The organism is Oceanobacillus sp. FSL K6-2867 (genome assembly GCF_037963145.1).
Classification (GTDB): domain Bacteria; phylum Bacillota; class Bacilli; order Bacillales; family Amphibacillaceae; genus Oceanobacillus.
The window spans coordinates 1,991,240-2,005,776 of sequence record NZ_CP150144.1 but is presented as its reverse complement, the minus strand read 5'-3'; the positions used below and the strand labels follow the sequence as shown (position 1 = coordinate 2,005,776).

14 protein-coding genes are annotated in these 14,537 nt (G+C 39.8%); all 14 read left to right on the top strand.

Annotation, left to right across the window (positions count from 1 at the left end):
* The first annotated feature begins 48 nt into the window (after positions 1-48).
* The 14 genes from NSQ77_RS09970 to lysS all read left to right on the top strand — a co-directional run bounded on the left by NSQ77_RS09970 (position 49) and on the right by lysS (position 13,915).
* Entirely contained in the window at positions 49-789 is a 741-nt protein-coding gene (locus NSQ77_RS09970) for a VWA domain-containing protein (protein WP_339230712.1), read from the top strand.
* Positions 752-1,687, top strand: a complete 936-nt coding sequence (locus tag NSQ77_RS09965; protein WP_339230710.1) for a protein kinase — start codon at positions 752-754, stop codon at positions 1,685-1,687. The genes NSQ77_RS09970 and NSQ77_RS09965 overlap by 38 nt, the downstream gene beginning before the upstream one ends.
* A gap of 114 nt (positions 1,688-1,801) precedes the next feature.
* The gene (gene tilS, locus NSQ77_RS09960) at positions 1,802-3,235 is read left to right on the top strand and encodes a tRNA lysidine(34) synthetase TilS (protein ID WP_339230709.1); all 1,434 of its coding nucleotides are present in this window, start codon (positions 1,802-1,804) and stop codon (positions 3,233-3,235) included.
* 195 nt (positions 3,236-3,430) lie between these two features.
* A complete protein-coding gene (gene hpt / locus NSQ77_RS09955; protein WP_339230983.1) occupies positions 3,431-3,970 on the top strand; it encodes a hypoxanthine phosphoribosyltransferase in 540 nt (179 codons plus the stop codon).
* A gap of 222 nt (positions 3,971-4,192) precedes the next feature.
* On the top strand, positions 4,193-6,181 hold the full coding sequence (gene ftsH / locus NSQ77_RS09950; RefSeq protein WP_339230708.1) for an ATP-dependent zinc metalloprotease FtsH: 1,989 nt from the start codon (positions 4,193-4,195) through the stop codon (positions 6,179-6,181).
* 316 nt (positions 6,182-6,497) lie between these two features.
* Complete coding sequence (locus NSQ77_RS09945) at positions 6,498-7,292, top strand: type III pantothenate kinase (protein ID WP_339230707.1); 795 nt, start codon at positions 6,498-6,500, stop codon at positions 7,290-7,292.
* Entirely contained in the window at positions 7,289-8,155 is an 867-nt protein-coding gene (gene hslO / locus NSQ77_RS09940; RefSeq protein WP_339230706.1) for an Hsp33 family molecular chaperone HslO, read from the top strand. The genes NSQ77_RS09945 and hslO overlap by 4 nt, the downstream gene beginning before the upstream one ends.
* A gap of 19 nt (positions 8,156-8,174) precedes the next feature.
* Positions 8,175-9,074: a peptidylprolyl isomerase gene (locus NSQ77_RS09935; RefSeq protein WP_339230704.1), complete on the top strand. Its 900-nt coding sequence runs from the start codon at positions 8,175-8,177 to the stop codon at positions 9,072-9,074.
* Positions 9,075-9,217: 143 nt separating this feature from the next.
* A complete protein-coding gene (gene cysK, locus NSQ77_RS09930) occupies positions 9,218-10,147 on the top strand; it encodes a cysteine synthase A (RefSeq protein WP_339230703.1) in 930 nt (309 codons plus the stop codon).
* A gap of 112 nt (positions 10,148-10,259) precedes the next feature.
* Positions 10,260-11,090, top strand: a complete 831-nt coding sequence (folP, locus tag NSQ77_RS09925; RefSeq protein ID WP_339230701.1) for a dihydropteroate synthase — start codon at positions 10,260-10,262, stop codon at positions 11,088-11,090.
* Positions 11,083-11,448 (top strand): dihydroneopterin aldolase, encoded by a 366-nt coding sequence (gene folB, locus NSQ77_RS09920; protein ID WP_339230700.1) that lies wholly within the window; start codon positions 11,083-11,085, stop codon positions 11,446-11,448. The genes folP and folB overlap by 8 nt, the downstream gene beginning before the upstream one ends.
* Positions 11,445-11,957, top strand: a complete 513-nt coding sequence (gene folK, locus NSQ77_RS09915; RefSeq protein ID WP_339230699.1) for a 2-amino-4-hydroxy-6-hydroxymethyldihydropteridine diphosphokinase — start codon at positions 11,445-11,447, stop codon at positions 11,955-11,957. Before folB ends, folK begins: the two co-directional genes overlap by 4 nt.
* Entirely contained in the window at positions 11,927-12,175 is a 249-nt protein-coding gene (locus tag NSQ77_RS09910) for a helix-turn-helix transcriptional regulator (protein WP_339230697.1), read from the top strand. Before folK ends, NSQ77_RS09910 begins: the two co-directional genes overlap by 31 nt.
* 258 nt (positions 12,176-12,433) lie before the next feature.
* Positions 12,434-13,915, top strand: coding sequence for a lysine--tRNA ligase (lysS, locus tag NSQ77_RS09905; RefSeq protein ID WP_339230695.1), 1,482 nt, complete (start codon positions 12,434-12,436; stop codon positions 13,913-13,915).
* Positions 13,916-14,537 lie beyond the last annotated feature (622 nt).

Here is a 14,537-nt window from a genome sequence, read left to right as displayed (position 1 = left end):
TTTCCATTGTGGTGATGATGGTAATGGAATAAATAGGAGGTTAGGGCTTTGAAAAATGGATCGTTAAAACAAATTTTATTACTGACAGATGGTTGTTCAAATAAGGGAGAAGATCCTTCTGCAACTGCAGCGCTCGCTTATCAGCAAGGGATAACGGTTAATGTTATTGGAATACTGGAAGATGATCAGACAGAAAGCCCGGATGGCTTGCAAGAGGTAGAGGATATAGCCTTATCAGGTGGTGGGGTCAGTCAGATTGTGTACAGTGAATCATTATCCCAGACCGTTCAAATGGTAACAAAACAGGCAATGAATCAAACATTGCAAGGGTTCGTGAATAAGGAATTAAGACAAATTCTTGGTTCAGACCAAGGCATAGAAGATTTAGATCCAGAGAAGCGCGGCGAAATTATGGAGGTTGTGGAAGATTTAGGAGAGACGAGTGATCTAGAAGTGCTTGTTCTCGTAGATACAAGTGCAAGCATGAATAATAAGCTTCCAACAGTGAAGGAAGCGCTTATTGATCTATCAATTAGCTTAAATTCAAGGATTGGCAGAAACAAGTTCTGTATTTATAGCTTCCCAGGAAAACGGAAGGATATTCAAAAGGTGTTTGATTGGTCACCGAAGCTTGATACAATCTCAACCGTATTTCCTAAGCTGACTAGTGGAGGAATTACGCCAACAGGACCCGCGATTCGTGAAGCAATGTATCAATTCGGTAAAAAAAGTTTATTAAGGAGCTTCAGACATGAAGATGAATCGGGTATGGAAGAAACAGGGTATTGATTTAAGACCAGGATCCCAGATTAAAGGAAAGTGGCACCATAAAACCTATACTATACAGAAAAAACTGGGAGCGGGAGCGATTGGAACGGTTTATTTATGCAACTATGGCGACCGACCTGCCGCACTGAAAATCAGTGACAAAGGCACATCGATGACGGTGGAGGTAAATGTGTTAAAATCGTTGGAGAAGGTCCAAGGGAGTCGTCTTGGGCCTTCTTTGCTTGATGTGGATGATTGGGTCTCACCGATGGGCAGTACGTACTCTTTTTACGTTATGGAGTACTTACAGGGGGAGACGATGGTTAGTTTTATCCGAAAGCATGGGAAGGATTGGATTGGTGTTTTTATGCTGCAGCTTTTGGAGAATTTGGAGAAGCTGCATCAAACAGGATGGATATTTGGTGATTTAAAGACGGAAAACCTGTTAGTAGTATCATCGCCACCGACAGTGAGATGGGTTGATGTCGGAGGAACAACTAAGCTTGGCAGAGCCATTAAGGAGTATACAGAGTTTTATGACCGTGGTTACTGGGGACTGGGTTCAAGAAGGGCGGAACCGAGCTACGATCTTTTTGCTTTTGTTATGGTTTTTTTAACGATTTATTACCCAAACCGGTTTGAGAAAGAGCATGACGCAACAGAAAAATTGCTATTTAAAAAAGTTGACCGTGTTAACGATTTGATTCCCTATCGAAGCGTCTTAAAAAAGGCTTTAAAAAGTGGATATGCATCCAGTGCAGAAATGAAACAAGAATTAATTCAGGTTTTAAATGCTGCTAAAAAGCGTGAATTTTATCATAAGCAAAAACCGAAAGCATCATGGAAGCATCTATTTATGGAGTCAGGCGGAATTGGAGTTCTTGCATTAATGTATTATCTTTTCTCTCTACTTTTTTGATAACTAAACGTATAATAGGGTATAGATAATGAAGTGGATGCTTCATCATCAGATCTCTTCAAACATGTATATTTCCATGTTTTTAGCGAAATTGGTGCTTAAGGATGGCAAGTTATGAGACAAGAAGTTCTTTCATTTATAAATAAACATCAATTACTGAAGAAAGGTGCAACCGTTATTGTTGGTGTATCAGGTGGACCGGATTCGATGGCTCTGCTCCATTTTCTGAAGACGATCAAAAAAGAGTGGAAATTAACTGTGATTGCTGCTTCTGTTGACCATCAACTCAGGGGAGAAGAGTCGTTAAGTGATTTACATTATGTGAAACGAATTTGTGACGAATGGGGAATAGTGTTTGCAGGTGCTTCAGTGGATGTGCCAGCATACCGGGTGAAGCATAAGCTGGGCACAGAGGTGGCTGCCCGTGAGGTCCGTTATCAGTTTTTTGGAGAACAAATGGAGCATTATGATGCAGATTATTTAGCACTTGGACATCACGGCGATGACCAGATAGAAACGATGCTTATGAAGCTTACGCGGACTGCGTCTTCTAGCGCACTGACAGGCATACCAGTACAGCGTGCGTTTTCTACAGGAATGATTATTCGTCCTTTTCTTTGTATCACCAAGCATATGATTGAAGTCTATTGCAAAGAAAATCAAATTGAGGTGCGATTGGACTCAACAAATTATGAAGTCGACTACACACGAAACTATTATCGAAACAAAGTCGTACCTTTAATTAAAGATCGAAATGACAATATACATCGTACAACTCAACATCTAAGTGAAACACTTGCTGAGGACGAAAAATACCTGCGTAAAGCTGCCAGAGAAATGGTCGAGGAACTCATTACCTTTCATGCAGAAAACAAGACAGCAATACTCGATGGGAATTTGTTTAAAAACCGTGCCCAAGCTTTACAAAGGCGTGCATTTCATCTAATATTAAACTATCTATACAATGACGTACCAAAGGACCTATCCTATATACATGAGGAACAGTTTTTTGCCTTGTTGCAACGTGATGATGGAAATACTCAAATTGATTTTCCAAATGATTTAAAGCTAGAAAACTCTTATGGGAAAATATTATTTTATTTCTCCAATCACAGAAAGGCCCCAAGCAACCAACCTTATTCTTTCTTATTGGATATACCAGGTAAACTTGTGTTACCAGGCGGTTCTACCATTACAGCAAACTTCGTTGAAAAACACATCGTACAAGACCAATATTCCCATACCTTTTTTGCGGGGCAGGTTGTGTTACCTTTACATATCAGAACTAGAATGCCGGGCGATAGAATGAGTTGGGATGGACTTAATGGGAGTAAGAAACTGAAGGATATATTTATTGATGCTAAAATACCTATTAGTGAAAGAAACAGCTGGCCAATCGTAACGGATGCTAAAGGCAAAATTTTATGGCTTATCGGCTTAAAGAAAAGTCAGTTGGATCCACAGCAGGAAAAAGGCTCAATTATACAATTAAACTTTGAAAAAGGGAATTTATCGTGTACTAATGGCTTTCAACCACCTCATCTTTAAATGTGAGAATAGCCAAAGTACAACAGCCCATTCCGGACCTACAGGAAGCAGGTCACATAAGGCGTCCGGGAAAAGCCGGCGGGATGAGGAATTACAGTCCCGGGACGTCGTTCATATTTCAGTGGCAAAAAGGAAACTCCCACTGAAATAAAGTTTCACTTTATAGGAGGATTTTTTAATATGCTTCAAGATAACATGCATGGTGAGATTGACCATACCCTAATTACAGAAGAACAAATTAAAGCGAAGTGCCAAGAAATTGGAAAACAGCTATCCGAAGATTACGATGGCAAATTTCCGCTTGTAATTGGCGTATTAAAAGGAGCAATGCCTTTTCTGTCAGATGTAATTCGTCACACGGACATCCATTTGGAAATGGACTTTATGGATGTGTCAAGCTATGGTGATGGCACCCGTTCCACCGGAGAAGTAAAAATTGTGAAGGATTTAAACACAAAGGTTGAAGGGCGGGATCTAATCATTGTAGAAGACATCATTGACAGTGGTTTAACGCTCAGCTACCTAGTTGATTTATTTAAATATCGAAAAGCAAGATCAATTAAGATTGTAACGTTATTGGATAAACCATCTGGCAGATCAGCAGCAATTCAAGCAGACATCATTGGTTTTGAAGTTCCGGATGAATTCGTTGTCGGGTATGGGTTGGATTATGCAGAAAGATATCGTAATTTGCCTTATATCGGCGTGCTGAAACCAGAAATTTACAGTGAATAAAAGACGTATTTTATTTCACTGGTGGTACGCTATATTAAAGTGCGTGTTCAAAGGGAGGATAAAAAGGACCAAATTTCGATGTGTCATTTTTACCGGACTTTTTGAACAACCTAATTAAAGAGAAAAAATAAATCCCGATTTTAAAGTTATTTCAGTTGTATTTAAACTTTTCCATATGATACGATGAACTATAGTTTTTCCCCGCTTGGGAGGAGGTTGGCAATGAGTCAGATATTTCGTAATGTCCTGTTTTGGATGCTGATTTTCTTCGTCATTATTGGCGTAATCGGTGTATTCAACGGACAAGGTGAAGATAGTGAAGAATATAATGTACAGCAATTTGTAGATGCTTTAAATAATGGTGAGATTGAAGAGTTAACATTCCAGCCGTCACATGGAATTATTCGTTTTACTGGGACATTGACTGATGGTGAGACTACATTTATCGCTCAGGTTCCTGATAATACGGAAATTATTTCTTCGATAACAGATGTTGCAACACAGCAGAGCATCCTCAAGGTTGCCGAAGAGGAGCAGCCAAGTCCATGGCTAACCTTCTTGACGGGAATCGTTCCGTTCTTATTAATTGGACTTTTCTTCTTATTTATCCTTAGTCAAGCGCAAGGCGGAGGCGGCGGAGGCCGTGTCATGAACTTTGGTAAGAGTAAAGCGAAGATGTATACTGAAGATAAGAAAAAAGTTCGTTTTAAAGATGTTGCAGGTGCTGATGAAGAGAAACAGGAATTGGTTGAGGTTGTAGAATTCCTGAAGGATCCTCGTAAATTCTCAGCAGTTGGAGCGCGTATTCCAAAAGGGGTTCTGCTTGTAGGACCTCCAGGTACTGGTAAAACATTACTTGCTCGCGCTGTTGCCGGTGAAGCTGGTACACCTTTCTTCTCCATCAGTGGTTCGGATTTCGTTGAGATGTTTGTCGGTGTCGGTGCTTCCCGAGTACGTGACTTATTTGAAAACGCAAAGAAAAATGCCCCATGTATTATCTTTATTGATGAGATTGACGCGGTAGGCCGTCAACGTGGAGCTGGTCTTGGCGGTGGTCATGATGAGCGTGAGCAAACATTGAACCAATTGCTTGTTGAGATGGATGGATTTGGTGCGAATGAGGGAATCATTATCATTGCCGCAACAAACCGTGCAGATATTCTAGACCCGGCATTATTGCGCCCGGGTCGTTTCGACAGACAAATTATGGTAGACCGTCCAGATGTTAAAGGACGTGAAGCGGTATTGCATGTTCATGCGAGAAATAAACCGTTAGACGATACTGTTGATTTAAAAACAATTGCAATGCGAACTCCAGGTTTCTCTGGAGCTGATTTAGAGAACTTGCTAAATGAAGCGGCACTTATTGCTGCAAGAGATAACCGTAAATCGGTAAACCAATTAGATATTGACGAAGCAATTGACCGTGTTATTGCAGGTCCTGCAAAGAAAAGCAGAGTTATTTCCAAAAAGGAAAGAGACATTGTTGCATATCATGAAAGTGGGCACACGATTATTGGTATGGTGTTAGATGATGCAGATGTCGTGCATAAAGTAACCATTGTACCTCGTGGTCAAGCAGGTGGATACGCCGTTATGCTGCCAAGAGAAGACCGTTACTTTATGACAAAACCAGAACTGTTTGATAAAATCACTGGATTACTAGGTGGACGTGTTGCAGAGGAGATTATCTTCGGTGAAGTAAGTACAGGAGCATCAAACGACTTCCAGCGTGCAACAAATATTGCACATAAGATGATAACGGAATATGGTATGAGTGATAAAATCGGACCAATTCAGTTTAGCAGTGGCGGAGGCGGCAATGTATTCCTTGGTCGCGATATCCAAAATGAACAAACGTATAGTGATGCAATTGCTCATGATATCGATAAGGAAATGCAAAACTTCATCAACTACTGTTACGATCGTGCGAAGAAGATCCTTACCGAAAATCGCGATAAGCTGGAGCTTGTAGCACAAACATTGCTAGAAGTAGAAACATTGGATGCGAAACAAATCAAATCTCTGTTTGAAGATGGCAAGCTCCCTGAACCGGATGCAGAGGATGTTAAAGTAAACATTCAGTCAAAAGATGATGAAGAGAACTTATCTTATGAAGAAGCAAAAGAAAAATCGGAAGATAAGAGTTATATCAATGATCCGATAATGGGTGACCGTAAATCGGATGAAAATGAAACAGATAAAAAATAATTTACTATAAAAGCAGCCAACCTAACGAATGGCTGCTTTTATTTTGGCTTGGAGGCAATAACTGTTCAGCACTGTGGGGCATTCCGTCTTTGCTTGCGCTTTTGTTCACGTCTAGCTCCAGCACCCAGCGACTAGCGAGACTTCCCTCACCTCCGTACAATAAGTCAACATCGACTTCCTACGGTCGCCGTGTTTCCTTTATCTCCTAAGGCACAGTCCAGTCCGTACGTCGCTACCCGGGTGCTTGCGCTTTTGTTCTGGTTTCTGAAGTATGTTATATTTAAAAAATAGAAAAGATAGGAAGGTTTGGTGACACATGCTATTTGTTCTTGACGTTGGAAATACAAATACAGTGCTTGGTGTCTTTGAAAAAGATCAGTTAAAACATGAATGGCGGATAAAAACAGACCGCTATAAGACAGCTGACGAATTTGGTATGTTAATAAAATCATTATTTGACTATAAAGGTATCGCTTTTTCAGATATAAATGGTGTCATCATATCTTCTGTTGTTCCGCAAATTATGTCTTCGTTAGAGGAAATGAGCAAAGCGTATTTTCATATGGATCCAGTCGTTATTGGAAAAGAAGAAACGCAAACATATTTAAAGATGAACTATCCTAATCCAAAAGAACTTGGTGCTGATCGTATTGTCAACGCAGTAGGGGCAATAGAAGAGTATGGCGCACCACTAATTATTATTGATTTTGGGACTGCAACAACCTATTGCTATATTAATGAGCAAGAAGAATATAGTGGCGGAATTATTACCCCGGGAATTAAAATTTCGATGGAGGCATTGTACAATAAAGCCTCTAAGCTACCAAAAATCGAAATTCAAGCTCCAGATCAAGTTGTCGGAACATCTACTGTAGAAGCAATGACATCTGGAGTTTTTTATGGTTATGTGGGAGAAGTTGACGGTCTTGTAAACCGAATAAAGCAAGAGAAAAATGTAGAACCAAAGGTTATTGCAACTGGCGGGTTAGCTAAGCTAATTGCAAACGGAGCGACTACAATCGACAAAGTCGATTCACAGCTGACATTAAAAGGTCTGTATCTGATCTATCAGAGATTAAATGATAATGAAAAGGAGAATATAACTTCATGAAAGACTATCTAGTAAAAGCAACTGCATTTGATGACAAAGTTCGCGCATTCGCAATACGATCAACAGAAACGGTTGAAGAAGCAAGAAGAAGGCAGGACACGTGGGCAACTGCTTCAGCAGCGCTTGGTCGTACGATTACCATTACTGCAATAATGGGTGCAATGTTAAAGGGAGAAGATTCAAACACCACAAAAGTACAGGGAAATGGCCCGATTGGTGCAATTATTGCTGATGCAAATGCCAAAGGTCACGTGCGTGGATATGTTAGTAACCCGCATGTGGACTTTGAATTAAATGATAAAGGGAAACTGGATGTTGCCCGAGCGGTTGGGACAGAAGGAAGCCTTAGCGTTATTAAAGATTTAGGCTTGAAAGATTACTTTACAGGCGAAGTGCCAATTGTATCTGGTGAGATCAGTGAAGATTTCACCTATTATTTTGCTACATCTGAACAGGTCCCTTCTGCTGTGGGCGCTGGTGTACTGGTTAACCCTGATCATACGATTCTTGCTGCTGGTGGTTTTATTGTACAAGTGATGCCGGGTGCAGATGAGACTGTTATTACAAGATTAGAAGAGCAAATCGAGTCCATTCCGCCAATTTCTAAACTAATTGAGGAAGGCAATACACCAGAGCAGATATTACAGCGTTTATTTGACAATGAAGTAAAAATTCTTGAAACCATGCCGATTGAGTTCCGCTGTAAATGTTCGAAAGAGCGGTTAGCAAATGCAATTATTGGATTGGGAAATGAAGAGATACAAAACATGATTGATGAAGATCGTGGTGCTGAAGCTAGCTGTCATTTCTGTAATGAAACCTATATTTTTACAGAGGCAGAACTGGAAGAGTTGAAACAGTAAGAAAGGAAGTATATTTGCTATGTCAAAAAAGCTGTTATTAGGTATTGTTGTTGTACTGCTAATTACAAATGTTGCTTCCTTGTTAATTTTAAACAATAAAGAATCGGTTGTTCTCGATGATGATGACCGGACGATATCAAGTAAAGAGGCAGTTGCATCGATTGGCAATGAAGAAATTAGCTACCAGCAATGGATAAAAGCGTTGAGATCAGCTTACGGTAAAAAACAATTAAAGCAAATGGTTGATCGTACTGTGGTAAATGAATTGGCGGAAGCGGAAGGAATTAAAATAAATGAGAAGCTGATTGATCGAGACGTTGCATTTTTAATAACGATGCAAGGTGTTATGACAGAAGATGAGGCTGCAAAAGAAGAAGAACGTTTGCGTGAAGAGGTCATTTACCGTTATAAGCTGCAACAACTTCTCGCTGCAGATGCATCAATACCAGAGGAAGAGCTTAAAAGCTTTTACGACAGCTATGGAAAACAATATAACTTTACCGCATCCCTGCAGCTTTCTCATATTCTAGTAGATAACATGGAAACTGCGGAAAAGGTTTACGATGAGCTAGAGCAGGGAGCATCATTTGATTTGCTTGCCGAGGAATACTCTCAAGATGATGAAACGAAGGATACTGGTGGCTATTTAGGCTATATCTATACTTCCAGTCAGTTTCTCCCGAGCAGTTATGAGGAGCTAGCTTCTGAAATGGATGAGCATTCCTATAGTAAGCCATTCGCAGCAGATAATGGTGTAGCTATCATTTACTTGCACCGCAAATTGCCATCTATCGAGTTTACGTATGATGAAATAAAACCTTATATGGAGAGTGAATTGGCTCTTCAGGAGATGGATCAATCTTTGACTGCAGATCCATTATGGGAGCAGCTGGATATTGAATGGATTTATGGTGAGTAGTGCAGAAATAATAGTCTTTGGCAGATAGGAAAAAAGTATCTTATCTGCCTTCATTTTAGGAAGATATTAGTTGACATTTCCTAGAAATAGACATACATTTATATTAATTCATATAAAATCACTTGGAATTAGGAGGGCTTATCATGAAAGTAGCTGAGGACATTACAGGTTTAATTGGTGGGACACCAATCGTAAAATTGAATAATTTAACCGATACTGACAGTGCAGATGTGTATGTAAAGCTGGAATTTATGAACCCTGGGAGCTCTGTAAAAGATCGTATCGCAATTGCTATGGTGGAAGCGGCTGAAAAAGAAGGCTTGCTGCAAGCAGGCGCCACTATTATTGAGCCTACAAGTGGTAATACAGGTATTGGGCTTGCAATGGTTGCTGCTGCAAAAGGTTATCGAGCAGTTTTAGTAATGCCAGATACAATGAGTCAGGAACGTCGAAATTTACTGCGTGCATATGGTGCTGATCTGGTATTAACTCCAGGTGCAGACGGAATGAAAGGTGCTATTGCTAAAGCTGAGGAATTAAAAAATGAGCATGGTTACTTTATGCCACAACAATTCAGCAATCCTGCCAACCCAGAAATCCACGAGCTAACGACAGGTAAAGAAATTGCAGAACAGATGAAGGATGGTCTTGATGCCTTTATATCCGGAATTGGTACAGGTGGTACCATTACAGGAGCAGGAAAAGTATTGAAGAAACATTTTGAAGGTATTAAATTGTATGCAGTTGAACCATCCGCTTCTCCTGTTTTGTCCGGCGGGTCACCGGCACCTCACAAAATTCAAGGAATTGGTGCAGGCTTCGTGCCAAAAGTGTTAGATACAGATATTTATGAAAAAGTATTAACAATCGAAAACGATGAAGCATATGAAGCTGCTCGTCAAGTAGCAACAACGAATGGTATTTTAGGTGGTGTATCTTCAGGTGCTGCAGTTGCTGCTGCATTAAAGGTTGCCAAAGAACTAGGGAAAGGGAAAAAGGTTCTTGCTATCTTGCCGGATAATGGAGAAAGATATTTGTCTACACCTTTATACCGATTCGAGGATAATGAATAAGGGAATATAGAAGAAAAGGATTGGCATCCTCGGTGCTAGTCCTTTTTTTCTTGGTAAAAAATTGATACGATATAGAATACAAAGAAACTTATGAAGGCGGGACACAGATAAAATGATTTTACAAACAGCAAACCGGACATTTGATTTATCGAAACGCACACATATCATGGGAATCTTAAATGTCACACCAGACTCATTTTCTGATGGCGGAAAATACACAACAATCGAGAAGGCTGTTGAACAAGCCATGCTTATGGAGCAGCAAGGAGCAGATATGATAGATATCGGTGGGGAATCAACACGTCCAGGTCATATACCTGTATCAGCTAAAGAAGAGATTGATCGTGTTGTACCAGCTATCAAAGCTTTGAAGAAAAATGTTACTGCTGCAATTTCTATCGATACATTTAAAGCGGAAGTAGCAAGAAAGGCTGTTGAAGCAGGAGCGGATATTATTAATGACATTTGGGGGGCAAAACATGATCCGGAAATTGCAAAGGTTGCCGCAGAATATGGTGTTCCTATTATATTGATGCATAACCGCACCGATGAGAATTACCATTCAATTATGGACGATATGAAGGAGGATCTTGAAGAAAGTATCCAAATAGCACTTGATGCTGGTGTTCCAGAAGAAAAGATCATTTTAGATCCGGGGATTGGTTTTGCGAAATCAATGAAGGATAATTTTGTTGTGATGAATAACCTTGAGGAATTAACAAAAATGGGTTACCCTCTATTGTTGGCAACTTCACGGAAACGATTTATTGGAAGCGTTCTGGATATCCCTGCTGAAGAACGTGATAATGGAACAGTTGCGACAACTTGTCTGGGAATTACGAAAGGTGCACAAATGGTTCGTGTCCATAATGTAAAACGAAATCGAGAAGCTGCGCAAATGATGGATGCGATGCTTGCTGAAGGAGGATCTTTCATTGGATAAAATTATACTGAACCAAATGCAATTTTACGGTTATCATGGACTATTGCCAGAGGAAAATAAGCTCGGACAGCGATTTAATGTTGATTTGGAGCTCTATCTAGACTTAAAAAAACCGGGCCATACGGATAACATGTATGATTCCATTGATTATGGACATGTCTATCAACTCGTTCAGGAATTTGTAGAAGGACAAGTGAAAAAATTGATTGAGGCTGTTGCTGAAGGAATTGCAGAAAAGCTATTAGCAGCATTTGACCTTCTTGCGGCATGCAAAGTAACAGTGACCAAGCCAGATCCGCCGATTCCAGGACATTATACATCTGTTGCGGTAGAAATTTATAGGGAGCGATCCATATGAATCAAGCATATTTATCATTAGGGACAAATATTGAACCTAGAGAAGCGTATCTTACAGAGGCTTTAGAATTACTGGAAGCAATGGGGAGGGTTACTATTGTCCAACGGTCGTCAATTTACGAGACAGCTCCTGTTGGCTACTTGGAACAAGCTGATTTTTTAAATATGGTCATTGAAGTAGATACTCCTTTATCCTCTATGTCGCTTTTGGAATACTGTCAGTCAGTGGAACAGCAGTTAGGACGCAAACGGGGTATCCGTTTTGGACCACGGACAATAGACCTTGACATTTTGACATTTAATCAAGAAAATAGTAATGTAGAACGATTAATAATCCCGCACCCGAGAATGCGCGAGCGTGCATTTGTACTTATTCCGTTACAGGAGATTGCACCACAGCTAATCTTGCCTATTTGGGAAAAGTCTATTGCGGAAATGGTTCTTGATCTTCCTGAAACAGACATAAAGGATGTAAGGAAATGGACGCAAAAAGGGTCGGTAGAAGAATAAAAGCTTTTCGTAAGCTAAAAGGATATACACAAATCGATTTTGCGAAGGAACTGGATGTTTCAATTGCACAAATAGGTAATATAGAACGAGGTACCAAACAGCCGTCAGACGAATTTTTAGAGCTGATTGCCAAGAAATTGTCTGTAGCCAAAGATGAGATTACCATGGCATCGCATGCGATACCAATAGGGAATGAGGAGTCTAAGAAGAAAGAGTAAGACAAGAACAGAAATTGGTGTGTTATTAACCGGACTTTTTGGCAATCTCTAATAAAAGGATATTCTTTTTAACTTTGTAAGTAAGGTTGAGTCAGAAGGTAAATTACCTTAATCTGTTTGAAATGTTGCAGGAAATCTGTCGGTCTGTTGCCGACAGTTTTTCTGCGTAAACAGCCTATTGCTAGTTCAGTGTACTGAACGTGAAAGAAGTTGGATTTTCCGATATACTAATTAATATTAATGACTGGAGTGATCATAATGTCTGAAGAAATGAATGAACAAATGCGTGTACGGCGCGACAAATTGAATGATTACCGGGAGCAGGGTCTTGACCCATTTGGTGAGAAATTCTCAAGAACCCACCTAGCAACAGAGCTCATCGAGAAATATGACCGCTATTCCAAAGAAGAGCTAGAGGAAATTACGGATACGGTGACGATTGCTGGACGTCTTATGACAAAGCGTGGAAAAGGTAAAGCTGGTTTTGCACATATGCAGGATTTAAGTGGACAAATTCAGTTGTATGTACGTAAGGATGCAATTGGTGAGGAAGCATATGAGGTATTCAAAACAACAGATTTAGGAGATATTGTTGGTGTAACTGGCGTAATGTTTAAAACAAACGTAGGGGAGTTATCTGTTAAAGCTACCGAATTCCACTTATTAACGAAATCATTACGACCGCTGCCGGAAAAATATCACGGGTTAAAAGATATTGAACAACGCTATCGCCAGCGTTATTTGGATTTAATTACAAACATGGAAAGCAGAGAGACGTTTGTACTGCGAAGCAAGATTATTCAATCTATGCGTGAATACTTAAATGGACAGGGCTTTTTAGAAGTAGAAACTCCAATGATGCATAGTATTCCTGGCGGAGCGGCAGCACGTCCGTTTATTACACATCATAATGCTTTAGATATTGAATTATATATGCGTATAGCAATCGAGCTGCACTTAAAACGCCTTATCGTTGGTGGTTTAGAAAAAGTATATGAAATTGGACGGGTATTCCGTAATGAAGGGGTTTCAACTAGACATAACCCTGAATTTACGATGATCGAACTTTATGAAGCATACGCAGATTATAATGATATTATGGAACTAACCGAGAATGTAATAGCACATATTGCAAAAGATGTTCTTGGTTCAACGAAAGTAACCTATGGCGATAATGAAGTTGACTTAGAGCCGAAATGGACAAGACTGCATATGGTAGATGCGGTTAAAGATACAATCGGTGTAGACTTCTGGGAGCATATGACGGATGAGGAAGCACGCGCGTTAGCCAAAGAGCATGGAGTTGAAATTAGAGACACGATGACATTTGGTCATGTTGTAAATGAATTCTTTGAACAAAAAGTTGAAGAAACATTAATCCAACCAACGTTTATCTATGGACATCCAGTGGAGATCTCTCCGTTAGCTAAGAAGAATAAAGAAGATGAGCGTTTTACTGACCGTTTTGAATTGTTTATTGTTGGGAGAGAACACGCAAATGCATTTAGTGAATTAAATGACCCAATCGATCAGCGAGAACGCTTTGAAGCGCAGGTAAAAGAAAGAGCTGAAGGAAATGACGAAGCGCATTTAATGGATGAAGACTTTTTAGAAGCTCTAGAATATGGAATGCCGCCAACTGGTGGACTTGGAATCGGTATTGACCGTCTCGTTATGTTATTAACAAATTCTCCGTCTATCCGAGACGTGCTGTTATTCCCACAAATGCGTAATAAATAATACGAAAAAAACCTTCCTGTTCGAACAGGAAGGTTTTTTTGAAAATTTGAAGACTGTATACTTAGTTACCCTAAACAGCCATGTCCGAATCTACCCTCCCCCCTCACGACAACATAAAGGAGATTTACTGACTATTAAGATATGAGGACTAGTCGAACATATACCCTTATGGTAAAAGCGAGCATTGACTTTAGATAAAAGGATGGCCGATTACTCCAAAGTGTGGCACAGGCGTACGTCGTTATGACAAATCTTTTTGGTGGGCAAGTAAATATAGACTAAGGGTGCTGCTTATTGAACTGTAATGGAGCTTGCGCTTTTCTTGTCTCCATCAACCTTGTCTTAACATGGTTTTATAACCCATTGTTTGGGGTATTATAAATATAATAAAGGAGTGTTTAAATATACCGAAAAGAGAAGCGTGAATTGAACAAATAATAGAACTTTAAATCTGCCGCTATAAGTTTGCAATTTACTCTTGATTTCACTTTCGAAACGTGGTAAATTAATTAACGTTGCGCTGGAGGACAGAGCAATCAAGAGGTTGAAACATTAGCCTCAAAAAAGTTTTAAAAAAATGTTGACATTAAAAAAGCAACATGTTATATTAGAAAAGTCGCTG

What these genes read in the sequence shown, in the direction of transcription:
- NSQ77_RS09965 (WP_339230710.1), top strand. Translation starts at nt 752, where the DNA reads ATGAAGATGAATCGGGTATGGAAGAAACAGGGTATTGATTTAAGACCA.
- tilS (WP_339230709.1), top strand. Translation starts at nt 1,802, where the DNA reads ATGAGACAAGAAGTTCTTTCATTTATAAATAAACATCAATTACTGAAG.
- hpt (WP_339230983.1), top strand. Translation starts at nt 3,431, where the DNA reads ATGCATGGTGAGATTGACCATACCCTAATTACAGAAGAACAAATTAAA.
- ftsH (WP_339230708.1), top strand. Translation starts at nt 4,193, where the DNA reads ATGAGTCAGATATTTCGTAATGTCCTGTTTTGGATGCTGATTTTCTTC.
- NSQ77_RS09945 (WP_339230707.1), top strand. Translation starts at nt 6,498, where the DNA reads ATGCTATTTGTTCTTGACGTTGGAAATACAAATACAGTGCTTGGTGTC.
- hslO (WP_339230706.1), top strand. Translation starts at nt 7,289, where the DNA reads ATGAAAGACTATCTAGTAAAAGCAACTGCATTTGATGACAAAGTTCGC.
- NSQ77_RS09935 (WP_339230704.1), top strand. Translation starts at nt 8,175, where the DNA reads ATGTCAAAAAAGCTGTTATTAGGTATTGTTGTTGTACTGCTAATTACA.
- cysK (WP_339230703.1), top strand. Translation starts at nt 9,218, where the DNA reads ATGAAAGTAGCTGAGGACATTACAGGTTTAATTGGTGGGACACCAATC.
- folP (WP_339230701.1), top strand. Translation starts at nt 10,260, where the DNA reads ATGATTTTACAAACAGCAAACCGGACATTTGATTTATCGAAACGCACA.
- folK (WP_339230699.1), top strand. Translation starts at nt 11,445, where the DNA reads ATGAATCAAGCATATTTATCATTAGGGACAAATATTGAACCTAGAGAA.
- NSQ77_RS09910 (WP_339230697.1), top strand. Translation starts at nt 11,927, where the DNA reads ATGGACGCAAAAAGGGTCGGTAGAAGAATAAAAGCTTTTCGTAAGCTA.
- lysS (WP_339230695.1), top strand. Translation starts at nt 12,434, where the DNA reads ATGTCTGAAGAAATGAATGAACAAATGCGTGTACGGCGCGACAAATTG.